Raw genomic sequence first — 24,101 nt, forward strand, 5'->3', positions numbered from 1 at the left:
GCCCGCGACCGCTCTCAAGGCAACGATATCTTCAGGGCACGGACGCATTGCATGTAGCAATGGTGCTGTGCCTCAGCCTGACCGCCGCAGCACTGCGGGCCGCTGCCGCGCCGTACGATACGCGGCGACCGCTTCGCCGAAGGCGAGAAACAGCGCGCGGTTGATCGGATTGACCTGCGGATCATATTCGGCGTGCCACTGCACGCCGAGTGCGAAGCCCGGCGCCTCGGCGATGCGGATCGCCTCGATGGTGCCGTCTTCGGCGACGCCTTCGATCACAATGCGCGGGCCGGGCTGGAGAATGCCCTGGCCGTGCAGCGAATTCACCCGGATCAGATCGCGGCCGAACAGCCGCGCGAACACGCCGCCTGACGTGAGCTGCACGTCGTGGCGATCGGCGAACACCACGGTCGGATCGGGATGGATCTCGCCGTTCTCCAGCCGCGGCATCCGGTGGTTCATCCGTCCCGGCAGCTCGCGGATCTCCGGATGCAGCGAGCCGCCATAGGCGACGTTCATCTCTTGAAAGCCGCGGCAGATCCCGAACAGCGGCACCCCGCGCTCGACACAGGTGCGCACCAGCGCCAGCGCCAGCTCGTCGCGCGGCTGGTCGTAGGGCTCGTGGCGGGGATTGGGCTCGGTCTTGAAGTAGGTCGGATGCACATTGGCCCGGCCGCCGGTCAGCAGGATGCCGTCGACCACCGCGAGCAGGTCCTCGATCTGGGCGAACTCGGACGAGCCGCCGAACATCAGCGGCAGCGCACCGGCCACCTCGGCCACCGCGCGCAGGTTGCGCTCGCCCACATGCTGGACGGCAAACCGATTATCGACGAGATGGGCGTTGCCGATCACGCCGACCACCGCTCTGCCAGTCATCCTGTTCCTCCCAGACAACCCTCGGACCATACAGCCAAAACGACGAAAATCGAGCCCGACGATGCTGCCTTAATTGGTTGCCAGCTCTGCACTGGCGATCCGTCTGATCAGCCGGTAGAAGCTGGCGCCAATCAGCCGAGTTCGTGCGGCGTCCGAGCCGGCACGGGCTTGTATTTTCCCGAGGATCGCCCGCAGCCATGTGCCTCGCTTCATGTCGATGACCGTCCTTGCCGGCAGGGCCGCCCGATGAGCGTGGTCTCGCGCCCGGATACGCCCGCTGTTGCAGGCCCCACCTCCGCGGCGCCGGCGGCGTCCGCTCCGTGGCGACTGCCTGCCGTGGTGCGCAATTTCGTGCGCAACCGGGAAATCGGTCTGGTGTTGGTCGCGGTGGTAATCGGGCTGTTGTCGGGCCTGTTAGTGGCGATCATCTGGCGCCTGAGCGAATTCGCGCATGCGGTGCTGTTCAATATCCCATTCGATACACGGCTCAGCGCCAACGGCGTGATCTCCTGGCAGCGCACCCTGTTGGTGCCGCTCGGCGGCGCCATTATCTTGACCCTCATCGGCCTGTTTTACGCTGGCCGGTTCAAGGGCCGGCTCGCCGACGCGATCGAAGCCAACGCGCTGTATGGCGGACGGGTGTCGATGCGCGGCAGCCTGCTGATCTCGCTGCAAACGCTGCTGTCGAATGGCTGTGGCGCTTCGGTCGGCCTGGAAGCGGGCTACACTCAGATCTGCGCCGCGTTCAGCTCGCAGATCGGCCAGCGGCTCGCCGCCCGGCGCGCCGACATGCGGCTGCTGGTGGCTTGCGGCGCCGCCGGCGCGATCAGTGCGGCGTTCACCGCGCCGCTCGCCGGTGCGTTCTTCGCTTTCGAGGTCGTGCTCGGGGCCTATACGTCGGCGAGCCTGGTGCCGGTGATCGCCAGCGCGGTGTCGTCGTGGCTGGTGATGCGCAATCTGGTGCACCCGTCGTTCCTGCAGATCCCCGGCGTGCCGACGCCGGCCTCGGTCGAGATGATCGGCCAGACCATGTTGCTCGGCGTGCTGTGCGCATTCTTCAGCATCCTGGTGATGCTGGCGGTGGCGTTCTCGGAGCGGGTGTTTCAGCGCATCAGCATCTGGCGCGGCGCGCTGCGGCTGGTGATCGGCGCACTGCTGCTCAGCGGGCTGGCGCTACTCAGCCCGACCGTGCTCGGCTCGGGCCATGGCGCGATGCAGCTGTTGCTGATCACCAACCCGACCTGGCTGATGCTGTTGACGACACTGATCCTGAAGACGCTGGCGTCGGCGATTTCGCTCGGCGCCGGCTTCCGCGGTGGCCTGTTCTTCGCCTCGCTGATGCTCGGCTCGCTGATTGGCCAACTCTACAGCACGGTGCTCACGCCGTACTTCCCGGACATCGCGCTGCAGCCCGGCACGGCTGCGGTGGCCGGCATGGTGGCGCTCGGCACCGGCGTGATCGGCGCGCCGTTCAGCATGATCTGTCTGGCGCTCGAACTGACCGGCGACTTCTGGGTGACGATCGGCGCGGTGGTGGCGGCGTCGATGAGCGCGCTGATCGTGCGCGAGCTGTTCGGCTACAGCTTCGCCACCTGGCGCTTCCATCTGCGCGGCGAGACCATCCGCGGGCCACAGGACATCGGCTGGGTCAAGCAGATCAGCGCCGCCACGCTGATGCGGACGGATTTCCCGACCGCGCCGGCCGACCTGCCGATCGTCGAGGCGCAGAAGCTGTTCCCGCCCGGCCGCGTCAAGCAGATCGTGTTGCGGCACGTCGACGGCAGCTACACCGGCATCGTCAACTCGGCCGAACTGCACGGCGTTGCCGATCCGGGAGAGGCGTTGCTGGAGACCCTGGCGCAGCAGCGCGATCAGTTCCTGCTACCGCAAGTGACGGTTCGCGACATTCTCGCAGCGTTCGATCGCACCGAGGCCGACGTGCTGGTGGTGATCGACAACGCCGAGGATCGCCGCGCGATCGGCACCGTCAGCGAGGCGCACGTGCTGCGGACCTATTCGACCGAGCTCGAGCGCCGTAATCAGGAAGTGTTCTTCCGCTGATGGCGGAGACCGTTCAGCCGGTCGCCGCCAGATCCGCCATGTAGGCGCGCCAGCCACCGAAATGCGAGATATCGCGGGCGCCTTCGATCGCCGCCGGCTCGGTGAGGAAGCCCTTCACCGCGGTGCCGTCGGCGAGCGTCAGCGTGCCGATCGACAGCGGCGATGGGATTGCCGCAACGAACGCGCCAAATGCGCCCGGCGACAGCGCCCACACTTCCACAGCGATCGCAGAACCACCACCGGGCGCCACGCGCAGCAGGCCAGGCTTCGGCGGCACGGTGCCTTTCAGCGCATAGAGTTTGTAGTCCGGTGCCGTGGCGGTGGCCGACAGCAGCCGGCCGCCGAGTGCGGTCAGTTCCCGGTTCAGCGGCATGCCGGACAGATGCGCTCCGACCACCGCGATTGCGATCTCCTCGGGCGCATCACCACCTGTGACTTTGGCTAGCGGTGGCTGGGAGTGGCTGCTGGCGCCGATCGGCAGCGCGGTGTCTGCATGGAAGACACGGCCGAGACTGGCAAGTTCGGCATCGCGCCCGGCAGGCGCCAGCAGGGTGATGCCGAACGGAATGCCGTCGCTGCGGATCGACGCCGGCAGCGCGAGGCCGCAGAGGTCGAGCAAATTGACGAAATTGGTGTAGGTGCCGAGCCGGCTGTTCAGCGTGATCGGATCGGCCAGCACCTGGTCGACTGTGTAGGCGGTTGGCGCGGTCGGCAGCACCAGCGCGTCGATGCCGGCGAAGCTGCGCTCGGTGATCTTGCGCAGTGCCTGCAGCCGGTAGAGCGCCGCGAAGGTGTCGGCGGCTGACAGCTTGGCGCCGGCGAGCGTGATCTGCCGTGTCACCGGATGCACCGCGTCCGGCTGGGTTTCGAGCAGCTCCCGAATGGTCAGATAGCGCTCAGCCACCCATGGCCCTTCGTAGAGCAGCCGGGCCGTCTCGTAGAGCGGCTCGACGTCGATCTCAATCAGCTCCGCGCCGAGCCGCCGCCAGCGCTCCAGCGCCTCCTCGTATCCCCCTGCCGCGAGGTCATCGCCGAAGAACTGCAACTGGCCTTTCTGCGGTATGCCGAGTCGGACCCGCGGCGGCATCGCCGTCACTGCCGCCACCGGCCGCTCGCGCGAGAACGGATCTTCAGCGTCCGGCGCCGTCATCACCCGCAGGGCGGTGATCGCGTCATCGGTAGTCAACGCGAACACCGAGACGCAGTCGAGCGTGCGGCAGGCCGGCACGACACCCGTGGTCGAGATCATTCCGAGGCTCGGCTTCAGCCCGACGATGTTGTTGAGCATCGCCGGCACTCGGCCGGAGCCCGCCGTATCGGTACCGAGCGACAGCGGCACCAGACCGGCACCGACCGCGACGGCCGAACCGGAGCTCGATCCGCCGGGCACGAGATCGCTGCGCATCGCGTTGCGCGGCACGCCATAGGGCGACCGCACACCGACCAGGCCGGTGGCGAACTGATCGAGATTGGTCTTGCCGATCACGATCGCACCGGCGGCGCGCAGCTTGGCGACCGCGGTGGCGTCGCGGGCTGGCTGATACGCAAATGCCGGGCAGGCGGCGGTGGTCGGCAGGCCGGCGACGTCGATATTGTCCTTCACCGCGACCGGCACGCCGTACAGCGGCAGCGATGGATCGCGCGCCGCCAGCGCAACCGCTTCGGCGATCGCGTCCGCCTCTTCCCGCAGGGCGATGAACAGCGCCGGGTCCGCATAGGCACGGATGCGCTGATAGCAGCGTGCGATCGTCTGCGCCGGGGTAGTGGTGCCGGCGCGATGCGCGGCGACGATTTCACTGATCGTTTCAAACTTGCTCATACCGACACCGCGTAGATTTCGTATTCGTCGCGCACCAGATCGATGTGATGGCGCATGGCCTTGGCAGCACCGTCGCGGTCGCCGCGCAGGATCGCGATCACCACGCGATCGTGCTCTGCGTGGGATTTCGCCAGCCGGCCGAGATTGCGGAATTGGGCGCGGCGGAACGGTTGCACCCGCACCCGCGTCGCCAGGGTGATCTCGGCGATGTAGTCGTTATGCGCGCCGGCATAGATCGCGTTGTGGAAGTGCTCGTTGACGTCGTGGAAGCGTTCCGGATTGCCCTGCGAGCTGAGCATTCGCAGTTCCTCGTGAATGGTCTCCAGCGTCCGGCGCTCCAGCGGCGTCATCCGCTCGGCTGCAAAGCTCGCGCACATTGCTTCGAGTTCGGACATCGCTTCGAACATGCCGGTCAGCCGTTCGAACGACGGCTGCGCCACTACCGCGCCGTGATGCGGCCGCGACTCGACGAGGCCGCTGGCGACGAGCTGGCCTAGCGCCTCGCGCACCGGCGTGCGAGAGACCTTGAAGCGTTGCGCGATGTCGGTTTCGTCGAGCGCCGCGCCGGGTCGTAGCGTGCCGCGCACGATCTCGTCGGCAAGTTGGCGCCGCAGCTCCTCGGCGCGGGTGATCTTGATTGGAGGGGGAGCGGACCGCACGATCCGCGCGTCCGGATTGATTACTCCCGGCGGCGCGAGAGGCGGCCTGGTTCGGCGTGAAGCCTGCGCATCATCGAAGCTCATGGCGACGCCCGCGGTTCGTCGATCATGCTGACATGAGCCGCGACGATGCGCCAGCCTTCGGCAAACCGTACCCAGGTCTGCATCTGACGTCCGACCTTGCCGGGCGCGTTGTCGCGGTAGAACAAGGTCGATGCGACCGCGGTGTCACGGCCATAAGCCGTGATAATCGTCCGCGCGGTGGTGCGCATCAGTCCGACCGGCGAGCGAGCGCCGCGGAACGCTTTAATCTCGTCGTAGCCATAGAGGTTTTCGCCGCCGCCATAGCGCAGCGTGCGCGGATCGTCGTGAAACAGCTCGTTGAGCGTGGCGACGTCGTTGCCGACGAGTGCGGCCTCGTAGCGGGCGAAGGCATCGCCGACTTCGGCGACAACGTCGGGCAGATCGATATCCATGGTCAGAAATCCTTCGGTCGCGGCGCGCGGGCGACGCCGGCGCGCTCCAGCGCTGCGGCGACGCGCAGCGCGATGTCCTCGCGCCACGGCGCGGCGATGATCTGCACCCCGATCGGCAGCGGCTCGAGCGGGATTGGGGCGGCTACCACCGGCAGGCCGATGAACGAGATCGGTTGAGTGTGGATGCCGACGTTGGCACGCACCGGCAGTTCGACTCCGTCGAGCGTGAAGGTGACCTGTCCGAGCTTGGGCGCCACGCAAGGCGTTGCTGGAGCGATGATGACGTCGACCTGCTCGAACAATTCGAGCACGCGGGCGCGGTACCAGCGCCGGAATTTCTGCGCGCGGTCGACCAGCGGCGCCGGCACCATCGCGCCGGCGAGCAGCCGGTCGCGCACCGCGGGATCGAAATCATTCGGCTGCTGCCGCAGCCGGTCGAGATGCAGCGAGGCGCCTTCGGTCGTGCTGATCACGTAGGCCGCGGCGCGGGCGCGGGCGGCTTCCGGCAGTTCGACCGAGCGGGTGATACCAAGCGCCTTGACCACACGGCCAACGGCTTCCTGCGCTTCCGGAAACAGATTGGTCTCGAAGTAACCACCGGCCTTTGCGATCCGCAGGCCGTCGATGCCCCCCGCGAGCAGGCCGGAGACCGGCTCCGGTGCCCGCGTGGTGCAGGGGGCGTCGCCGTCGTCCGGCCCCTGCATCGCGTCGTAAGCCAGCGCCAGATCGGCGACGCTGCGTGCCAGCGGGCCAAGGTGATCGAAGCTCGCCACGAACGGGAACGAGCCGGTGCGCGGCAACCGCCCATAGGTCGGCTTGAGTCCGAAGATGCCGCACAGCGAGGAGGGCACGCGGATCGAGCCGTTGGTATCCGAGCCGAGCGCCAGTGGCACCTCGCCGCCGGCCACCGCCGCGCCCGATCCGCCGGAGGAGCCGCCGGTCATCCGGGTCGGATCGTGCGGATTGCGCGACGGGCCGTCGTGGATGTTCTCGCCGGTGAAGTCGTAGGCGTATTCGCCCATGTTGAGCGCGCCGATCAGTACCGCGCCTGCCGCTTCCAGCCGCTTGATCAGCGGCGCGTCGCTGGCGGCCGGGCTGCGGTCGCGGTTGATCTTGGAGCCGGCGCGGGTGGCGAGGCCGGCGACATCGAACAGGTTCTTCACCGCGAACGGCACGCCAGCGAGCGGGCCGACGCTTTCGCCGCGCGCGATTGCGGCATCAATGTCGCGGGCGCGTGCGCGGGCCCGCTCGGCGACGACATCGGTGAAAGCGTTGAGGGTCGGATCGGCCTTGGTAATACGGCTGAGTGCGGCCTCGGTGGCGGCGAGCGCAGTGGTGCTCCGGTTCGCTACGGCTGCGGCGATCTCGGCGGCGGTCATCCAGTCAGTGGACATTACGGGATCGATCTCAGGCACGGAACACGCTCGCAGGTTCGGTCTCGTCGGGAAGCGGAAATTCATCGACCATCCGCGCCAGCTTCAGCGAGACCTCGAGATTGGCCCGCACGGCCGGCTTCCACGCCGGATCGATCGGCAGCCCAAGCGCAGCAGCAACGGCGTCGATGTAGGAGTCGAGGGGATCGTTCAAAGTCAGTACCTTTCACGAGCGCTATAGTTCAGGTCGTCATTCCGGGGCGCTCGCGTGAGCGAGCGAACCCGGAATCTCTTTTTGATCATCTTGGGATTCCGGGTTCGCGCTGTGCGCGCCCCGGAATGACCATGGAAAATTGCGCATCGCGTCATCACGTCACCGGCAGTGGCGGATGCGGGATCGCGGTGAGGAGTTCGCGGGTGTAGCCGTGCTTCGGGCTGCCGAGCACCTGCTCGGACGTTCCCTGCTCGACGATCCGTCCGGCGCGCATCACGACGACGCGGTCGCACAGCAGCCGCACCACGTTGAGGTCGTGCGATACGAACAGGTAGCTCATCCCGAGAGTCTGCTTCAGGTCCTGCAGCAGGTTCAGCACCACCGCCTGCACCGAGACGTCGAGCGCAGCAGTCGGCTCGTCGAGGATCACCAGCTTGGGCCGCAGCGCGATGGCACGCGCGATGCCGACGCGCGCCTTCTGGCCGCCGGACAGCTGATGTGGAAACCGATCGAGCAGATCGAGCGGCAGGCCGACCTGCTCGGCCAGTTCCTCGCAGCGGGCGCGCACCGCATCGCGGCCTTTGATCTCGCCGAGTTGCAGGATCGGATCGGCAATCGCGCGCGCCGCGGTGAAGCGCGGGTTGAGGCTGTCGGTCGGATCCTGAAACACCATCTGGATCGACTTGCGCAGCGGCAGCCGGGCGAACCGCTGCGGCAGGATGGTGCCGATCTCCTCGCCGTCGAACACGATGCGGCCCGAGGTCTGATCGAGCAGCCGCATCAGCATCATCGAGGTGGTCGACTTGCCGCAGCCGGACTCGCCGACCAGTCCGACGCTTTCGCCATGGCCGATCTGGAAGCTGATGCCGTCGACCGCGCGAAACACGTCTGGTTCGGGGGCCGGTCCGCGCGAGAACAGCCGGCTCATCGTCGCAGTCGCACCCTGGCGCGGATATTCCTTCACCAGCTTTTCGACCAGGAGGAGGGGAGCAGCTGTCTTCGAAGCGTTTGCGTCTTCGCGCGAGCCACTCGCCTCATCGTCACCCCCGGGCTTGACCCGGGGGTCCATCGTCTTCGACGAAGCTTCTCCCGAAGTGGGATGGATCGCCGGGTCTAGCCCGGCGATGACGCCTTCACGCGGAGCCCCGTCGCCTTCACCCTCCGTCAGCAGCTCCCGCAGACTCACCCCGAGCCGCGGCGTCGCGCGCATCAGTTTCTTGGTGTAGGGGTGCTGCGGATTGGCGAAGATATCGGCCGCCGAGGCGGTTTCGACCACGCGGCCTTTCTCCATCACCACGACCCGGTCGCAATAGGCGGCGGCTAGACCGAGGTCGTGGGTGATCAGGATCGTCGACAGCCCGCGGCTCTTGGTCAGCTCGACGATCAGGTCCATCACCGCCTTCTGAGTGGTGACGTCGAGGCCGGTGGTCGGCTCGTCCGCGATCAGAAGCTGCGGATTGCAGGCGAGCGCCAGCGCGATCACCACGCGCTGACACATGCCGCCGGAAAGCTGGAACGGATAGGCGTGGTAGCGCTCGCGCGGCCGCGCGATCTTCACCGCCTCCAGCGCCGCGATTGCCTTCTCGCCGCGATCGGTCGAGGTTGATTGGACGTGCTGGCGCAGCACGTCTTCGATCTGATCGCCGACCTTGCGGATCGGATTGAGCGCGGCGCGGGGGTTCTGGAAGATCATCGAGATCTCGCGGCCGCGCAGGTCACGCATCTCGTGCTCGCTGGCGGCCTTCAGATCCATGCCGCCGAACATCACCGAACCTTCGGCGATCCGGCCGGCGCGGTCGAGGATCCGCATCACTGCGTAGGAAGTGACCGACTTGCCGGACCCGGACTCGCCGACGATCGCCAGCGTCTCGCCTTTGCCGACGCTGATATCGACATGCTGCACCGCCTTGACGATGCCGCGGCGGGTGATGAATTCGACCGTGAGGTCACGGACGTCGAGCAGGGGCTGGGTGGTCATCGCGGCATCTCCACATTCCAGTTGTCACCGCCGGGCTTGACCCGCCTGCGGGGCCGAAGCCCCTTCGGCGCGGCGGAGGCCCGGCGGTCCATCGTCTTCGAACGACGCTTTTGCGAAGCGGGATGGATGGCCGGGTCGAGTCCGGCCATGGCGGAGGCTTGTGGGGCGAGGTGAGCGGCCAACAGGTTCATGGCTCACGTCCTCCGCTGCGGGTCGAAGATGTCGCGCAGGCCGTCGCCGAGCAGGTTGAAGCAGAACACGGCGATCATCAGCGCGAGGCCGGGGAACAGCGCGATCCACCATTCGCCGGAGACCATGAACGACGCACCTTCCGCGACCATGATGCCCCACTCGGCGGTCGGCGGACGGACGCCGAGGCCGATGAACGACAGGCCGGCGGCGTTGAGGATGGCGTAGCCCATCGTCAGCGACATCTGCACGATCATGATCGGCATGATGTTTGGCAGGATGTGCGCCAGCAGAATGCGCATCTCGCTGTTGCCGGACAGCCGCGCCGCCATCACGAAGCCGGCTTCGCGGCGAACATTGGCCTCGGCACGGGCGACGCGGGCATACAGCGGGAAGTTCACGATCGCGGTGGCGATGATGATGTTCTGCACTGTGTTGCCGAGCGCAGCGACAATCCCCATCGCCAGCACGAACAGCGGAAACGCCATGATGGTGTCGGCGACGCGGCCGACGATGCGGTCGGTCCAGCCGCCGAAGTAACCGGCGGCGACGCCGGCGAGACCGCCCATCAGGAACACCAGCACCACCGAGGCGACGGCGATGAACAGATCGAGCCGTGTCGCGACCACGACGCGGCTGAAGATGTCGCGGCCGAGCTGATCGGTGCCGAACCAATGCGCGGCCGACGGGGCTTTGAGTGCCTGCGCGGTGTCGCTGGCGAGCGGATCGTAGGGGACGATGTACGGCCCGAACAATGCGGCGAACACGATCACCACCAACAGGCCGAACGCGAAGGCGGTGACGCGGTTGTCACCGAGCACGTAGCGGGTGTGCTCGATGGTGTCCCGCAGTGCAGAGCGGCGCGCGGGTTTGGCGCTGGCGGAGGTTTTGCCGATCGGAGGGGCGACGCTGGTCATGGTCATGCTCCTAGCCTTCCAGCCGCACGCGTGGGTCGATCACGCCGTAGAGAATGTCGATCAACAGGTTGAGCAGCACGTACATCACCGCCATGGTGAGCACGAAGCCCTGCACCGGCGCGAAGTCGGACGCGATCAGCGCTTCGACCGCGTAGGAGCCGATGCCAGGCCAGGCGAACACCTTCTCGACCAGCACGTTGGCGCCGAGCAGGAACGAGAACACCATCGACAGCGTGGTGATCACCGGCAGCATCGCGTTGCGGAATGCGTAGGTCATCGTCACCTTGCGCGGCGACAGGCCGCTGGCGCGCGCGGTGCGGACGAAGTCCGAGGCCAGCACCGCCAGCATCGAGGCGCGGGTCATGCGGGCGATCGGTGCCAGCGAGAAGATCGCCAGGGTTGCTGCGGGGAGCAGAAGCTGACTCAGCGCCGACCGGAAGGTCTCGAAGTCGCGCGCGATCAGGCTGTCGATGAGATAGAACCCGGTCACATTGGGGGGCGCGCTGTAGAATACGTCGAGCCGGCCGAGCGGCGCCGGGGCCCAGCCGAGCTTGAAGTAGAACACGTAGACCAGCAGCAGGCCGGTGAAAAACACTGGCAGCGAGACGCCGGCGGTGGTGGTGACGCGGCAGAGGTGATCGATCCACGAGCCCGGCCGCGTCGCCGCCATGATGCCGAGCGGGATCGCGATCACGATCGCCAGCGCGAGGCCGAGCAGCGTCAGTTCGGCGGAGGCGGGCAGGCGGTTCCTCAGTTCGGTGACGACGGGTTGGCCTGTAGTCAGCGACTCGCCGAGATCCCCGCGGGCGAGATCCGTAGTGTAGCGGACGAACTGTTCGGGCAGCGATTTGTCGAGGCCGAGCTTGTGCCGGATCTGCTCGATCGCCTCTTTGCTGGCCGCGGGCCCGGCGAAATACGCCGCCGGATCGCCCGGCAGCGCGCGGGTCAGCAGAAAAGTGACGATCACCACGCCGATCAGGCTCGGGATCGCGAACATCAGGCGTTTGCCGATCAGGGTGAGCATTGGATCACAGCCTCACGAACATAGTCATTGCTGAAGTATCAGCGGGCCTGCTCCCCTCCCCCTTGCGGGGAGGGGTCGGGGTGGGTGTCCCCAGGCACAGTGCCTGCGTCGTCCTCACCCCGGCCCTCTCCCGCAAGCGGGAGAGGGAGAAGAGGAGCGTTGTTGTCACGCTCAGCCCTTCACCATCGTCCGGTAGTCGAGACGGCGGTGGAACCAGTAGGCGAAGCCGGAGACGTTCTTCTGCATCGCGACGTTGAGGTAGGGCTGGTACAGCGGAACGCGCGGGATGTCGGTGAAGGCGAGGTCGACGAATCCCTTGACGTCGCGGTCGTAGGTCGCGGTGTCGCCGATCGCGGCGGCGATGCGGGAGCTATCGATCAGCTTATCCATCTCGGGCGAGTCGTAGCCCATGGTGTTGAAGATCGACTTGCCGGAGTGATAGCACCAGTAGAAGAAGTACTCCGGATAATCGAGCCAGCCCGAGAAGATGTTGACGTAGAGCGGCATCACCTTCTTGTTGAGCTCGGTACGCCAGTTGGCGCCGGGGATCTTGTTGATGGTGCAGCGGATGCCGATCTGCGCCAGGCTCTCCTGGATCAGGATGCACATCGGCTCGTTGACGCCGGCGAAGCCGAGGTCGAACGACAGCGTGGTGTCGAAACCGTTGGCATAGCCGGCCTCGGCCATTAGCGCCTTCGCCTTGGCCATGTCGGTGTTGTACTTGGTCGGCTGCGGCCACTTCACTTCGGTCGGCTTATCGGCGGCCGCGCCGAACATCGGGTTGGCGAGGCCGAACATCACCGCGTCGATGATCTTCTGATACGGAACCGCATAGGCCACCGCCTCCCGCACCTTCGGATTGTTGAACGGCGGCTGAGTGACGTTCATGCCGAGATACTGGATGCCGTTGCTGATCGGCAGCGACACCACGTTGACCTTGCCGTCGCGCTTCATCTCGGCGAAGTCCTGGTTCGGCAGCTCGTAGGAGATGTCGGCGTCGCCGCGCTCCAGCAGCGCGCGGCGGTTGCCGGCCTGCGGCACCATCCGCCAGATCACGCGCTTGATCTTCGGCAGCGGGCCGCCGACCCACTTGTCGTTGCGCTCCATGATCACTTCGGTGCCGGCGGTCCACTTCACCACCCGATAGGCGCCAGAGCCGGCGGTGTTCTGCTTGGTGTATTCGAGACCCCACGGGTCCTTCTCGGTGGCGTTCTTCTTCACCAGCTCGGAGTTGACGACGCAGGGCACGATCACTGCGAGATCCGGGATCGTCAGCCGGTCCTTCTTGAGGAAGTCGACCCGCACCGTGTGGTCGTCGACCACCACGAACTGCTCGGGCTTGGTCAGCGAGCCGGCGCTCATCTGGAAGGTCGGGAAGCCGCCGACGCTGACCGAGCGATCGAGCGACCACTTCACGTCCTTGGCGGTGACCGGCGTGCCGTCCTGGAAGGTGGCGTTCTTCTTCAGCTTGAAGGTCGCCGACATGTCGCCGATCACCATGTCGTCGGCGAGCTCGCCCTTGAACTTGTCCTTGTCGTAGTAGGGAACGCCGCCGGGGCCTTCCTTCATTTCGTGGGTGATCAGCCGGTCGTAGCAATTCCACGACACCTCGTAGCCGGGCACGTTAGTGCCGACGCCGTGGATGTCGAGATTGTTCGGACCGCTTTCGGAGACGACCAGCAGAGTTTCCGATCGGGCGTCGGCCTTGGCGGCCGACCAGATCGCCGGTGCTGGCACCATCGCGCCGGCGGCGAGGGCTGTAGCGGACTTGAGGAAATCACGACGCTTCATATGCGGCTCCAAAAGCAACGAGGAAGTAGCTGATGGAACTGGTTCGCAAGCTTCGTGCCAGACGCTTAAATCTGCATAACCGTCTGAAATGTCGCTGTATTTTTATGAATGGGGGTTGGGAGGGTCGCCTCCGTTCCGCCCAATTGCATACAATGCGCAGAATTTGCACAAACAATGTGCACGTGCCGGTCGGTGGGCCGATGGTGAGCGGGAGGGCCGCGCCGCACTAGCGCCGCCTTCGGAAGATCGGCCTTCGAAGGCGGCTGCGCGGCACTAGTCCGATGCTCGCTGAGGGGGAGCGGCCAAAACAAAAGCGGCGGGGAAATCCCCGCCGCCTGCGTCGTCAGTGGCTCGAACGATCCGCCAGAGGCGATCAGTTGATCTTGGCGCTTTCGTTGCGGACCTGGGTGTACAGCACGCTGTCATTGGCCGGCTTGGCTTCGATCGCGGTGGTCGGGCGAACCACCGGACGGTGGCTGCGATACACTTCGAAAGCGTACCAAGCGGCGACCACGGCGGCGATCAGCGCAACCTGGCTCGGCGGCAGGATCAGCGACAGCGCGATCAGCGCGGTGGCGACCGTGCCGGCCTTCACCACGCTCTCACCGTCGTGGAACATGGCGTTGAAGCGTTCCCAGTTCTCGCCCTTCCAGAAAGGTGCCGAGAACCGGTCGAGCGCGAACCGCGTCCACGCGCCGGCGAAGCCGAGCTTGCGCGCCCACATCAGATAGAGCGAGCCCGCGAAAGCGAGCAGCGAGACCAGCGCGCCGACCGGACCGGCGGCGTAACCGATGACCACGACCAGCGCGGCCGTGAATGCAATGATCCAGTATTGCATTGTGTGACCCTTTCACCCGCTTGGCGGGCGCCTTTCAGATTTGATTCGATGGCGGCGTTAGCCGGTGCATTATGGGCTGTTTTCCACAGCGGCGCCGCAAAAAATTGGCGCGTTAGTTATTCATCCGATTAGCACTTTGGTCAAAGGTAATTAGTTATGGCGCGCTCTGCGCCAGAAATGATCGCCGGGTGCGACAGCCTGCCGCGACCCGACGACCGTGCGATGATTGTCGAGGATGATCTTACCGCAGAACGTCAGCGCGCGAGGCGGCTTTCGGCTTCGGCGATCTTGGCGTTGCGGATGCGCTTGGCGTCGCGGCTGGCCATGAATGGCATGCCGAGCTTGCGCGCCTTCACCTGCACCGATGAACGTGCGCGCTTCAGGGCGGCTGCCGCGCGCACCGCCGATGCGCCGCTGGCAATCAGCTCCTTCAACCGCTCGACCTGTTCGTCGTCCCACGGTCTACAAGCATTGCTCTTGGCGGACGTCGGCATCAGCGGCTCCTTTTGCTGTCGGGCCCGCTCGCCGGTGGCCAGCGCGCGGGCAGGGCATGTGAAGGTTCGTGCGCGAACTCTGCGGCTGGCGGGGCGGTCGCCGATGGTCGCAGCGCAGGTTCGGCGATCGGACTGGCCCGGACGCGATCAGCCCTCGTCGGGAGGCCGGGCGCAGTCGTTCGCATCTCAATCATTTGCAGCAGCGAAAGTTCCTGGTTGCGGCTCGCGGCACCTGTTACCGGCGCTGTCGCAAACCTGTCATCGGCGATCGATAGGGGAGGGCACGCAGCGGCGGCCGTGCCGCCCGAGGCTGCGTTCAGTCGAAAATGAGGAAGCCGATGAAACTGGTCCGGTTGATGACCGCGCTATGTGCGCTGTCCGCATTTGCTTCGCTGCAGCCGGCGAAGGCTGCGGATGTGATCTGCTACAACTGCCCGCCGCAGTGGGCCGATTGGGCGACGATGCTGAAGCAGGTCAAAGCCGATCTGGGCTACGACATCCCGTTCGACAACAAGAATTCCGGCCAGGCGCTGTCTCAGCTGATCGCCGAGAAGAGCAACCCGGTCGCCGACATCGGCTACTTCGGTGTCAATTTCGGCATGAAGGCGAAGGCGCTGGGCGTCACCCAGCCGTACAAGCCGGCAAAGTGGGACGAAGTCCCGGCCGGCCTGAAGGATCCCGAAGGCGAGTGGACCGCGATCCATTCAGGCACGCTCGGCCTGTTCGTCAACGTCGATGCGCTCGGCGGCAAGCCGGTTCCGGCGTGCTGGAAGGATCTCGAGAAGTCGGACTATAAGGGCATGGTCGGCTATCTCGATCCGCCCTCGGCGGCAGTCGGCTATGTCGGCGCGGTCGCGGTCAATCTCGCGCTCGGCGGCAGCGATCAGGATTTCTCGCCGGCGGTGTCATTCTTCAAGAAGCTGCACGACAATGATGCGATCGTGCCGAAGCAGACTTCTTACGCCCGCGTCGTGTCGGGCGAGATACCCATCCTGTTCGACTACGATTTCAACGCCTACCGCGCCAAGTACAGCGAAAAGGGCAACTTCGCTTTCGTGATCCCGTGCGAAGGTTCGGTCGTATTTCCCTATGTGGTCAGCCTGGTGAAGGGTGCGCCGGACGCCGAAAAGGCCAAGAAGGTGATGGACTATCTACTGTCCGACAAGGGGCAGGCGGTTTGGACCAACGCATACTTGCGCCCGGCGCGGCCGATCGCGCTGCCGCCCGAGGTTAAGGCCAAGTTCCTGCCGGACAGCGACTACGCGCGCGCCAAGAACGTCGACTGGGCCAAGATGGAAGCCGCGCAGAAGGCGTTCACCGATCGCTACCTCGCCGAAGTCCGCTGAGCCGGTCCCTCGTCCCGGCCAGCGACGGCCGGGACAACTCCAAATCATGAAGCACCGACGTTTCCTGTTGATCTGTCTGGCGCCGCTGGTCGTGTTGACCGCGGCGTTCTTCCTGCTGCCGATGGCACGGCTGGTGGTGGTCGGCGCCGAGGGGCCGCAAGGGCCGGCCGGTTATCTTGCGATCCTGCTGGAGCCGCGCTACCGCGCGACGCTGATCAACACCGTGCTGCTCGCCGCCGCCACCACGGTCGCGACGCTGGTCATCGCGACCATCGCCGGGCTGTTCCTGCAGCGGCACCGGTTTGCCGGCCGCTCCGTGCTGATCGCGATGCTGACCTTCCCGCTGGCATTCCCTGGCGTGGTGATCGGCTTTCTGATCATCCTGCTTGCCGGACGGCAGGGCGTGATCGGCGATCTGACGCGGCTCGCCACTGGCACCAAGGTGGTGTTCGCCTATTCGATCTGGGGGCTGTTCCTCGGCTATCTGTATTTCTCGATCCCGCGGGTGATCCTCACCATCATGGCGGCGGTGCAAAAGCTCGATCCGGGGCTCGAAGAGGCGGCGCGCTCGCTCGGAGCCAGCCCGTGGGCCGTGCAGCGCGACGTGGTGCTGCCGGCGTTGGTGCCGGCCTTTGTTGCTTCCGGCGCGATCGCATTTGCGACCGCGATGGGCGCGTTCGGCACCGCCTTTACGCTCGCTACCAATATCGATGTGCTGCCGATGCTGATCTACACCGAGTTCACGCTGGCGGCGAACTTCGCCACCGCGGCGTCGTTGTCGGTCGGCCTCGGCCTGATTTCTTGGGCGATGCTGGCGCTGGCGCGGTCGTTGACCGGCGGCACCGTGGCGGCGACGGGCTAGGCCGATGCGCGACCGCTTGATCTTCGCCGGACAATTGCTGTTCACGCTGCTGGTCGCCGCGTTTCTGGTGGTGCCGGCGCTGCTGTCGGTCGCAGCGGGTGTCACGGCGAACTACTTCCGCGGCATTTCATCCGGCGTCACTCTGCAATGGGTGGTGCAGGTGTGGACGCTGTATGCCGACAGCATCGTGTTGTCCTTCGTGATCGCACTGGCGACGCTGGCCGTGACGCTGGTCGTCGGCGTCCCGGCCGCCTACGCGCTGCATATCCGCGGCGGAGCCTGGTCGCGGCTGATCGAAGAGGTAATCACGCTGCCGCTGGCGATCCCGGGCCTGGCAATCGCGCTGGCGCTGCTGCTCACCTATGGCGGCTTCGGTGAGTTCCGCCGGTCCTGGCTATTTATTCTGGTCGGCCATGTGGTGTTCACCATGCCGTTTATGGTGCGATCGGTGATGGCGGTGTTCGCCACCATCGACATCCGTACCCTCGACGAGGGCGCGGCTTCGCTCGGCGCATCGCCGGCGCGGCGGTTCGTCGATGTCATTGTGCCGAATGTGATGCCCGGCGTTCTGGCCGGCGCCCTGATGGTGGTGACGCTGTCGCTCGGCGAGTTCAATCTCACCTGGATGCTGCACACGCCACTGACCAAGACACTGCCGGTGGGCCTCGCCGACAGCTACGCGTCGATGCGGCTCGAAGTCGCCTCGGCCTACACGTTGATCTTCTTCATCATGATCGTCCCCTTGCTGGTGGCGATGCAATCGCTCGCGGAGCGGGAGCCGAAACGATGACGGCGGATGACGGACACGGCGTGGCGGTCGAGGTCGCGGCCTGTGGCAAGACCTTTGCGGACGGGACCCGCGCGCTGGAGCCGGCAAGCCTCAGCATCGCGCGCGGCGAAACGCTGGTGCTGCTCGGTCCGTCCGGCTGCGGCAAGACCACGATGCTGCGGATCATCGCCGGGCTGGAGAGCCCGGATGCCGGCGGGCGGGTCTTGTTTGACGGCGCAGATGTGACCTCGGTGCCGATCGAGAAGCGCAATGTCGGCATGGTGTTTCAGTCCTACGCGCTGTTTCCCAACATGACGGTGGCCGACAACATCGGCTACGGGCTCAAGATCCGCGGCGTCGCCAAGGCAGAGCGCGCCGCACGGATCGCCGAACTGGTGGCGCTGACCAACATCGCCGGGCTTGAACATCGGCGGATGGATCAGCTCTCCGGCGGCCAGCGTCAGCGCGTCGCTCTCGCCCGCGCCGTGGCGATCCGTCCCGCGGTGCTCCTGCTCGACGAACCGCTCACCGCACTCGATGCGGCCCTCCGTGAGCGGCTCCGCGGCGAGCTCGACCGGTTGCTGCGCTCGCTCGGCATCACCACGATCTATGTCACCCACGATCAGGCCGAGGCGATGGCGCTCGGCGACCGCATCGTGGTGATGAGCAAGGGCGCGATCGCACAGGTCGGCACGCCGCGCGAGATCTATTTCCGCCCGGCCACTCGGTTCGTTGCCGAGTTCGTCGGCGCCGCCAATATCATCGAGGCCGAGATCGCCGATGGTGCGCTGCGATTGCCGGGCGGACACTGGCGCATCGCGGGCAGCGCCAGCCACAGTCGCGCGGTTGCGATGATTCGCCCGGAGACGATCCGGATTGCGGCGCCCGAGGCCGCGACGCTGCAGGGCGTCGTCGACAGCGTCAGTTTCGTCGGTGACCGCCAGCGCGTCGTGGTGTCCGGCGCTGCCGCGCGGCCGCTGGCGATCGACGCACCGAACGCGCTGCCGATCAGGGGCGGCGATCGCATCGGCCTCGTGGCCGATCCCGAAGCCATCCGGCTGCTGCCCGAGCACCTGTGACGAACCAGAATGAGAGATCCGACCATGCCGCCGAAGCCGATTCTGATCGCCCAGATTTCAGACCTGCATATCAAGGCGCCCGGCGAACTCGCCTACGGCAAGGTTGACACCGCGGCGGCGCTGACCCGCTGCGTCGCAGCGCTGAACGCGCTGACGCCGCGGCCCGACCTGGTGGTGATCTCCGGCGATCTGGTCGACACCCCGAGCGCTGAGGAATACGCGCATCTCGAACGGCTGTTGGCGCCGCTGCAGATTCCGTTCGTTGCCGTACCGGGCAATCACGATTCCCGCGACCTGATGCGCACCGCGTTCGCGCAGCCAACGTTCCCGGCCGAGGGACCGCTCAATCAGCTCTATCCCGTCGACGGGATCGATATCGTGCTGCTCGACTCCAATGTTCATGGCCAGCCGCATGGCGAGCTCGATGCCGGGACGTTGCAGTGGCTCGAGGCGGTGCTGTCGTCGTCGGATCACCGGCCCGCCTTGCTGTTCCTGCATCATCCGCCATTCGCCACCGGCATCTGGCACATGGATCGCCAGAACCTTCGCAACGCCGCGGAGTTCGCGACCCTCGTCGAGCGCTATCCGTGGGTGCGGCTGGTCGCTGCGGGCCACGTGCACCGCCCAACGGTGACCGGCTTTGCCGGGACTGTCGCGACGATCTGTCCGGCCCCCAATCATGCGGTGGCGCTGGATCTCGGCGAACAGCTCGCACCGTCGTTTTGCGTCGAACCGCCAGCGTTTCATCTGCACGCCTGGTTTGCCGAGCGCGGCGAACTCGTCACGCATCAGGTCCCGATCGGGGCGTTCGACGGCCCGCATCCGTTCTTCGGCGCGGATGGCAAGCTTCTGTGAAGGCGTAGGAACCCTGCGGCATTAACGACGCTGCGGGAATTAGGAACAATTTTACCGAGGGAAACCTCTCGGGCCCGGAACGATCAAGAGGCTAAGCCCTTGATGATCGGTCGGGACGGTAGAGGGATGACTGAGGTGAGCAGGAGACCTGTTGTGCTGGTGGTCGAAGACGAACCGCTCCTGCGCATGAACGCAGTCGATATGATCGAGACGGCCGGATTCCAGGTGCTGGAGGCCGGATCGGCCGACGATGCGATCGCGATTCTCGAGAAGCGCGACGATATCCGCGTGGTGTTCACCGACATCCAAATTCCGGGCTCGATGGACGGCTTGAAGCTGGCCCGCGCCGTGCGCGGCCGATGGCCGCCGATCAAGATCGTCGCCACCTCGGGACGGGTGCATGTGACTGCGGATGATCTGCCGGATGGCGGCCGCTTTGTACCAAAGCCGTACACTCCCGAGCAGATTACCGGATTGCTGCGAGAAATCTTGGCCTGAACCGCGCTCGGGTCACGATGGCACTTGCCCGTGCGCTTTCCAAAATTTAATCGTATCGTTCTAGAAATAGGTCTTTTCGAGCTATCCTCCCGTCCCAGCTAAAGAATAAGGGAGGACGGACTAGGATATCATGAAACGGCCACTGATCATTTTCTGCCTGCTGAGCGTGGTCGCCGCCGCGGCGTACTTTTCATTCAGCCACTGGGCGATCAGGCACGAGACGCTGACCTTCTTCGATGAAGCGCGCGGCCGTCCTGTCGCGATCGATCTTGCAGTGCGGCGAGACGCCGAAATGAAGGCTGAGGCCGGAATGGTCACGCTGCCGGTCGCGGTGGTCAGCCACGGCAACACCGTCAAGAACACCGAATACTCGTTCCTGGCCAACGTGCTCGCCGCCCGCGGCTATCTGGTCGCCAGCATTCAGCACGATCTCCCTGACGACAAGCCGCTGATGACGGTGGCCGGCTCGCTCTATGTCGGGCGCCTGGCCGTGTACGAGCGCGGCGAGCAGAACATCTTCTTCGCCCTCAAGGAGCTGAAGAGGCTCGAGCCCAACGCCGACTACGATCATCTCACTCTGGTCGGCCATTCCAATGGCGGCGACATCTCGATGTTCTTCGCCCAGCAGCACCCCGAAATGGTGCGGCGCGTGGTGACGCTGGACAATTTGCGGGTGCCGTTCGTGACCTCCGGCTTCGCTAAGATCCTATCGTTCCGTTCCAAGGATCCGCAGTTCAAGACCGACCCCGGAGTGTTGCCCGATGCCAAGACCGCCAAGGAGGCTGGCATCGAAATCATCGACACCGGCGCCCAGCACACCGAGATGAGCGACCGCGGCCCGGACAGCGTCAAGGCGCGGATTCAGTCGACGCTCGATAAATTCCTGTCCGACGAGGGCAGCAGCAAGTTGCAGCCGCTCGACGTGCAGAAGGACATCAAGCGGATGTACAACGATCCGCGGGCGATGGGGCCGTAGCGCATTGAGCTGGCGTGTCGGATCAGCGCCGGGCCAACAAATGAAAAGGGCCTCGCGCCGCCGACGCGGCCGAGACCCTTCCAGAATACTGTTACTGCGCGCGAATTAGCGCCAGAACAGCGCCAGCAGAATGATGATCGGCAGCGGGATCCCGATCAGCCACATCAAAGCGCCTTTTCCGAAAGTCATGTCTCATCCTCCAGTCATCCAACCTGGGGCGATAACCGTGTCACTCGCGAACTGTTCCGCGCTGGCGCCTTGGTTCGAACAACTCATCCGGATGCCGTCTTGACGGCCGACCCGCGGCGGGCGAGGGATCGGACCTGATCTGAAGTCATGGAGTGCAAGATGGCTGCGAAGGTGAGCCCGCTGGCGGGCAAGACCGTCGATCCGAACAGTCTGGTCAACGTCCCGCGGCTGGTGACGGCATATTTCGCCGGCAAACCGGACCCCGCGGTGGCGACCGAGCGGGTGGCGTTCGGCACCTCCGGGCATCGCGGTTCGTCGCTCAACAATGCCTTCAATGAGGACCACATCGTGGCGGTGAGCCAGGCGGTGTGTGATCATCGCCGCGCCGCCGGCATTACCGGTCCGCTGTATATCGGCATCGACACCCATGCGCTGGCCGAGCCGGCGCTGGTCAGCGCGCTCGAAGTCTTCGCCGCCAACGAGATCGACGTCGTGATCGACGACCGCGGTGGTTACACGCCGACCCCGGTGATCTCGCACGCGATCCTCACCCACAATCGCGGCCGCACCGACGGGCTCGCCGACGGCGTCGTGGTCACGCCGTCGCACAATCCGCCCGAGGACGGCGGCTTCAAGTACAATCCGCCGAACGGCGGTCCGGCCGACACCGACATCACCTCGGCGGTCGAGAAGGCCGCCAATGCGATGCTCGAGAACGGGCTGAAGGGCGTCAAGCGGATCTCCTACGATCGTGCCCGCAAGGCGGCTTGCGTGCATCGCCGCGACTACATCACGCCTTATGTCGAAGACCTCGCCAATGTGGTCGACATGGAGGCGATCCGGTCGAGCGGAGTGAAGCTCGGCATCGATCCGCTCGGCGGCGCGGCGGTGCATTATTGGCAGCCGATCATCGAGCGCTACAAGCTCGACGCCAAGGTGGTCAGTGACGCGGTCGATCCGACCTTCCGCTTCATGACCGCGGATTGGGACGGCAAGGTGCGGATGGACTGCTCGTCGCCTTACGCGATGGCGCGGCTGATCGGGATGCGCAACGACTTCGACGTGGCGTTTGCCAACGACACCGACGCCGACCGCCACGGCATCGTCACCCGCTCCAGCGGGCTGATGAATCCGAACCACTACCTGTCGGTCGCGATCGCGTATCTGTTCGCGCACCGGCCGCATTGGGGCCGTGACGCCGCGATCGGCAAGACCGCGGTGTCGAGCGCGATGATCGATCGCGTCGCCAACAAGATCGGCCGCAAGGTGGTCGAGACCCCGGTCGGCTTCAAATGGTTCGTCGACGGGTTGATCGGCGGCAGCTTCGGCTTCGCCGGCGAGGAGAGCGCCGGCGCCTCGTTCCTGCGCCGCGACGGCAGCGTCTGGACCACCGATAAGGACGGCATCATCCTCGGCCTGCTCGCGGCGGAGATCACAGCGGTGAGCAAGGCCGACCCGGGCGAATTGTATCAGCGCCTCACCGCAGAACTCGGTGCGCCGTTCTATGCGCGGATCGATGCGGCGGCGTCGCCGGCCCAGAAGGCGCTGTTCAAGACCCTGACCGCCGAGAAGCTCGGCATCACGCAGCTTGCCGGCGAGCCGGTCACGGCGACGCTGACCAAGGCGCCCGGCAACGGCCAATCGATCGGCGGCGTCAAGGTCACCACCGCCAACGGCTGGTTCGCGGCGCGTCCGTCGGGCACCGAGGACGTCTACAAGATCTACGCCGAGAGCTTCGTCAACGCCGATCACCTCAGCAAGATCCAGCACGAAGCCCAGGCCGCCCTGAGTGCAATGTTCGCCGCAGGTTGACGCGCGACAACGTTGGAACCGGCAAGCCGGGCGATGACCTAGTCGAACGCAGAGCTTCGTCATTGCGAGGAGCGAAGCGACGAAGCAATCCAGGAGTTCGCGACTGACGCTTCTGGATTGCTTCGCTTCGCTCGCAATGACGGACTCTTCTGCCTCGCGATCGGGTTGGAAGGTTCCTTATGTCCGGCTGGACTGAATTCGTCGCCGCCTTCGCCGTGTTCCTGCTCAGCCACGCGATTCCGGCACGGCCGGCTGTGCGGACGAGGCTGGTCGGTGCGCTCGGCGAGCGCGGCTTCCTGATCGCCTACAGCATCGAGTCGTTGATCGTGCTGACCTGGCTGATCGTCGCCACCGAGCGGGCGCCGTTCGTCGAGCTGTGGCCGTTCGAGACCTGGCAGATGTGGGTGCCGAACCTGGCGCTGCCGCTGGCCTGCCAGTTTGCGGCGTTCGGCATCGGTGCCGCCAATCCGCTGTCGTTCGGCGGCGATCCGCGGAAAATATTCGATCCGCAACACCCGGGCGTCGTCGGTATCGTCCGGCATCCGCTGTTGTGGGCGATCGGCCTGTGGGCCGGCGCGCATGTCGTGCCGAACGGTGACCTCGCGCATGTGCTGCTGTTCGGCTTCTTTGCGATGATCGCGCTGGTCGGCATGATGATCATCGACCGCCGCAAGCGGCGCCAGCTCGGCGCCGAGCGCTGGGCGGAACTTGCGGCGCGCACCTCGTTCTGGCCGTTCGCGGCGCTGATCAGCGGCCGCTTCAAGCCGCAGCGCTGGCGGATCAGTCCGCTGCGGTTCGGCATCGGGATCGCGGCGTGGCTGTCGCTGCTGCTGCTGCATCCGTTGGTGATCGGCGTCTCGCCACTGCCCTAACCGCCAGTCTCAGCCGTCATTGCGAGCGCAGCGAAGCAATCCCGCTCCGTCCACTGAGCTGGAATGGTTCGTCTACTGCCCCCTCTCGCCGTGACAGACGATGTAGGTTCCCTGCAAATCGTTCGCGAGTTTGT

At 65.7% G+C, this 24,101-nt stretch carries 23 protein-coding genes; 10 read left to right on the forward strand and 13 right to left on the reverse strand.

Features of this window, described 5'->3' with window-relative positions:
• Positions 1 to 72: 72 nt before the first annotated feature.
• Positions 73 to 876: a gamma-glutamyl-gamma-aminobutyrate hydrolase family protein gene (locus VRZ08_RS20425; RefSeq protein WP_414533703.1), complete on the reverse strand. Its 804-nt coding sequence runs from the start codon at positions 874 to 876 to the stop codon at positions 73 to 75.
• 246 nt (positions 877 to 1,122) lie between these two features.
• Here VRZ08_RS20425 and VRZ08_RS20430 point away from each other — a divergent pair, with 246 nt between their 5' ends.
• Positions 1,123 to 2,937, forward strand: a complete 1,815-nt coding sequence (locus VRZ08_RS20430; RefSeq protein WP_414533704.1) for a chloride channel protein — start codon at positions 1,123 to 1,125, stop codon at positions 2,935 to 2,937.
• A 13-nt stretch (positions 2,938 to 2,950) separates the two neighbouring features.
• On the opposite strand, the gene atzF is transcribed toward VRZ08_RS20430, so the two are convergent.
• The 12 genes from atzF to VRZ08_RS20490 form a co-directional block, all read right to left on the reverse strand.
• A complete protein-coding gene (atzF, locus tag VRZ08_RS20435; RefSeq protein ID WP_346296807.1) occupies positions 2,951 to 4,756 on the reverse strand; it encodes an allophanate hydrolase in 1,806 nt (601 codons plus the stop codon).
• A complete protein-coding gene (locus tag VRZ08_RS20440) occupies positions 4,753 to 5,499 on the reverse strand; it encodes a GntR family transcriptional regulator (protein ID WP_414533705.1) in 747 nt (248 codons plus the stop codon). Before VRZ08_RS20440 ends, atzF begins: the two co-directional genes overlap by 4 nt.
• A complete protein-coding gene (hpxZ, locus tag VRZ08_RS20445; RefSeq protein WP_107343497.1) occupies positions 5,496 to 5,891 on the reverse strand; it encodes an oxalurate catabolism protein HpxZ in 396 nt (131 codons plus the stop codon). Before hpxZ ends, VRZ08_RS20440 begins: the two co-directional genes overlap by 4 nt.
• A gap of 2 nt (positions 5,892 to 5,893) precedes the next feature.
• A complete protein-coding gene (locus tag VRZ08_RS20450) occupies positions 5,894 to 7,285 on the reverse strand; it encodes an AtzE family amidohydrolase (RefSeq protein ID WP_414533706.1) in 1,392 nt (463 codons plus the stop codon).
• 13 nt (positions 7,286 to 7,298) lie between these two features.
• A complete protein-coding gene (locus tag VRZ08_RS20455; RefSeq protein ID WP_107343499.1) occupies positions 7,299 to 7,478 on the reverse strand; it encodes a DUF4089 domain-containing protein in 180 nt (59 codons plus the stop codon).
• Between the two features lie 154 nt (positions 7,479 to 7,632).
• On the reverse strand, positions 7,633 to 9,456 hold the full coding sequence (locus tag VRZ08_RS20460; protein WP_414533707.1) for a dipeptide ABC transporter ATP-binding protein: 1,824 nt from the start codon (positions 9,454 to 9,456) through the stop codon (positions 7,633 to 7,635).
• The gene (locus tag VRZ08_RS20465; RefSeq protein ID WP_264054738.1) at positions 9,453 to 9,647 is read right to left on the reverse strand and encodes a hypothetical protein; all 195 of its coding nucleotides are present in this window, start codon (positions 9,645 to 9,647) and stop codon (positions 9,453 to 9,455) included. The genes VRZ08_RS20460 and VRZ08_RS20465 overlap by 4 nt, the downstream gene beginning before the upstream one ends.
• 3 nt (positions 9,648 to 9,650) lie before the next feature.
• Complete coding sequence (locus tag VRZ08_RS20470; protein ID WP_414533708.1) at positions 9,651 to 10,562, reverse strand: ABC transporter permease; 912 nt, start codon at positions 10,560 to 10,562, stop codon at positions 9,651 to 9,653.
• A gap of 10 nt (positions 10,563 to 10,572) precedes the next feature.
• Positions 10,573 to 11,586, reverse strand: a complete 1,014-nt coding sequence (locus VRZ08_RS20475) for an ABC transporter permease (protein WP_414533709.1) — start codon at positions 11,584 to 11,586, stop codon at positions 10,573 to 10,575.
• Between the two features lie 171 nt (positions 11,587 to 11,757).
• The gene (locus VRZ08_RS20480) at positions 11,758 to 13,377 is read right to left on the reverse strand and encodes an ABC transporter substrate-binding protein (RefSeq protein WP_414533710.1); all 1,620 of its coding nucleotides are present in this window, start codon (positions 13,375 to 13,377) and stop codon (positions 11,758 to 11,760) included.
• A 373-nt stretch (positions 13,378 to 13,750) separates the two neighbouring features.
• Entirely contained in the window at positions 13,751 to 14,215 is a 465-nt protein-coding gene (locus VRZ08_RS20485) for a hypothetical protein (RefSeq protein ID WP_011157035.1), read from the reverse strand.
• 254 nt (positions 14,216 to 14,469) lie between these two features.
• Complete coding sequence (locus tag VRZ08_RS20490; protein WP_011157036.1) at positions 14,470 to 14,709, reverse strand: hypothetical protein; 240 nt, start codon at positions 14,707 to 14,709, stop codon at positions 14,470 to 14,472.
• Between the two features lie 338 nt (positions 14,710 to 15,047).
• Here VRZ08_RS20490 and VRZ08_RS20495 point away from each other — a divergent pair, with 338 nt between their 5' ends.
• From VRZ08_RS20495 to VRZ08_RS20535, 9 genes are all read left to right on the forward strand, one after another.
• Positions 15,048 to 16,055 carry an ABC transporter substrate-binding protein gene (locus tag VRZ08_RS20495; protein ID WP_414533711.1) on the forward strand — a complete coding sequence of 336 codons (1,008 nt, stop codon included), beginning with the start codon at positions 15,048 to 15,050 and terminating at the stop codon, positions 16,053 to 16,055.
• Positions 16,056 to 16,101: 46 nt separating this feature from the next.
• Complete coding sequence (locus VRZ08_RS20500) at positions 16,102 to 16,917, forward strand: ABC transporter permease (RefSeq protein WP_414533712.1); 816 nt, start codon at positions 16,102 to 16,104, stop codon at positions 16,915 to 16,917.
• Between the two features lie 4 nt (positions 16,918 to 16,921).
• Positions 16,922 to 17,707 carry an ABC transporter permease gene (locus tag VRZ08_RS20505; RefSeq protein WP_414533713.1) on the forward strand — a complete coding sequence of 262 codons (786 nt, stop codon included), beginning with the start codon at positions 16,922 to 16,924 and terminating at the stop codon, positions 17,705 to 17,707.
• The gene (locus VRZ08_RS20510) at positions 17,704 to 18,765 is read left to right on the forward strand and encodes an ABC transporter ATP-binding protein (RefSeq protein WP_414533714.1); all 1,062 of its coding nucleotides are present in this window, start codon (positions 17,704 to 17,706) and stop codon (positions 18,763 to 18,765) included. The genes VRZ08_RS20505 and VRZ08_RS20510 overlap by 4 nt, the downstream gene beginning before the upstream one ends.
• Positions 18,766 to 18,789: 24 nt before the next feature.
• A complete protein-coding gene (locus VRZ08_RS20515) occupies positions 18,790 to 19,620 on the forward strand; it encodes a phosphodiesterase (protein ID WP_264055440.1) in 831 nt (276 codons plus the stop codon).
• Between the two features lie 102 nt (positions 19,621 to 19,722).
• Positions 19,723 to 20,118: a response regulator gene (locus tag VRZ08_RS20520; RefSeq protein WP_414533715.1), complete on the forward strand. Its 396-nt coding sequence runs from the start codon at positions 19,723 to 19,725 to the stop codon at positions 20,116 to 20,118.
• A gap of 130 nt (positions 20,119 to 20,248) precedes the next feature.
• Entirely contained in the window at positions 20,249 to 21,094 is an 846-nt protein-coding gene (locus VRZ08_RS20525; RefSeq protein ID WP_107354719.1) for an alpha/beta fold hydrolase, read from the forward strand.
• Positions 21,095 to 21,442: 348 nt separating this feature from the next.
• Positions 21,443 to 23,095: a phosphoglucomutase (alpha-D-glucose-1,6-bisphosphate-dependent) gene (gene pgm / locus VRZ08_RS20530; RefSeq protein WP_414533716.1), complete on the forward strand. Its 1,653-nt coding sequence runs from the start codon at positions 21,443 to 21,445 to the stop codon at positions 23,093 to 23,095.
• 179 nt (positions 23,096 to 23,274) lie between these two features.
• Positions 23,275 to 23,967: an NnrU family protein gene (locus VRZ08_RS20535; protein WP_414533717.1), complete on the forward strand. Its 693-nt coding sequence runs from the start codon at positions 23,275 to 23,277 to the stop codon at positions 23,965 to 23,967.
• The last annotated feature ends 134 nt before the right edge of the window (positions 23,968 to 24,101 follow it).

It is taken from the genome of Rhodopseudomonas sp. G2_2311, from assembly GCF_047501505.1.
Classification (GTDB): Bacteria; Pseudomonadota; Alphaproteobacteria; order Rhizobiales; family Xanthobacteraceae; genus Rhodopseudomonas; species Rhodopseudomonas palustris_H.

Coding starts and splice junctions, on each gene's coding strand:
- VRZ08_RS20425 (WP_414533703.1), bottom strand. CDS start 876: ATGACTGGCAGAGCGGTGGTCGGCGTGATCGGCAACGCCCATCTCGTC.
- VRZ08_RS20430 (WP_414533704.1), top strand. CDS start 1,123: ATGAGCGTGGTCTCGCGCCCGGATACGCCCGCTGTTGCAGGCCCCACC.
- atzF (WP_346296807.1), bottom strand. CDS start 4,756: ATGAGCAAGTTTGAAACGATCAGTGAAATCGTCGCCGCGCATCGCGCC.
- VRZ08_RS20440 (WP_414533705.1), bottom strand. CDS start 5,499: ATGAGCTTCGATGATGCGCAGGCTTCACGCCGAACCAGGCCGCCTCTC.
- hpxZ (WP_107343497.1), bottom strand. CDS start 5,891: ATGGATATCGATCTGCCCGACGTTGTCGCCGAAGTCGGCGATGCCTTC.
- VRZ08_RS20450 (WP_414533706.1), bottom strand. CDS start 7,285: ATGTCCACTGACTGGATGACCGCCGCCGAGATCGCCGCAGCCGTAGCG.
- VRZ08_RS20460 (WP_414533707.1), bottom strand. CDS start 9,456: ATGACCACCCAGCCCCTGCTCGACGTCCGTGACCTCACGGTCGAATTC.
- VRZ08_RS20465 (WP_264054738.1), bottom strand. CDS start 9,647: ATGAACCTGTTGGCCGCTCACCTCGCCCCACAAGCCTCCGCCATGGCC.
- VRZ08_RS20470 (WP_414533708.1), bottom strand. CDS start 10,562: ATGACCAGCGTCGCCCCTCCGATCGGCAAAACCTCCGCCAGCGCCAAA.
- VRZ08_RS20475 (WP_414533709.1), bottom strand. CDS start 11,586: ATGCTCACCCTGATCGGCAAACGCCTGATGTTCGCGATCCCGAGCCTG.
- VRZ08_RS20480 (WP_414533710.1), bottom strand. CDS start 13,377: ATGAAGCGTCGTGATTTCCTCAAGTCCGCTACAGCCCTCGCCGCCGGC.
- VRZ08_RS20485 (WP_011157035.1), bottom strand. CDS start 14,215: ATGCAATACTGGATCATTGCATTCACGGCCGCGCTGGTCGTGGTCATC.
- VRZ08_RS20490 (WP_011157036.1), bottom strand. CDS start 14,709: ATGCCGACGTCCGCCAAGAGCAATGCTTGTAGACCGTGGGACGACGAA.
- VRZ08_RS20495 (WP_414533711.1), top strand. CDS start 15,048: ATGAAACTGGTCCGGTTGATGACCGCGCTATGTGCGCTGTCCGCATTT.
- VRZ08_RS20500 (WP_414533712.1), top strand. CDS start 16,102: ATGAAGCACCGACGTTTCCTGTTGATCTGTCTGGCGCCGCTGGTCGTG.
- VRZ08_RS20505 (WP_414533713.1), top strand. CDS start 16,922: ATGCGCGACCGCTTGATCTTCGCCGGACAATTGCTGTTCACGCTGCTG.
- VRZ08_RS20510 (WP_414533714.1), top strand. CDS start 17,704: ATGACGGCGGATGACGGACACGGCGTGGCGGTCGAGGTCGCGGCCTGT.
- VRZ08_RS20515 (WP_264055440.1), top strand. CDS start 18,790: ATGCCGCCGAAGCCGATTCTGATCGCCCAGATTTCAGACCTGCATATC.
- VRZ08_RS20520 (WP_414533715.1), top strand. CDS start 19,723: ATGATCGGTCGGGACGGTAGAGGGATGACTGAGGTGAGCAGGAGACCT.
- VRZ08_RS20525 (WP_107354719.1), top strand. CDS start 20,249: ATGAAACGGCCACTGATCATTTTCTGCCTGCTGAGCGTGGTCGCCGCC.
- pgm (WP_414533716.1), top strand. CDS start 21,443: ATGGCTGCGAAGGTGAGCCCGCTGGCGGGCAAGACCGTCGATCCGAAC.
- VRZ08_RS20535 (WP_414533717.1), top strand. CDS start 23,275: ATGTCCGGCTGGACTGAATTCGTCGCCGCCTTCGCCGTGTTCCTGCTC.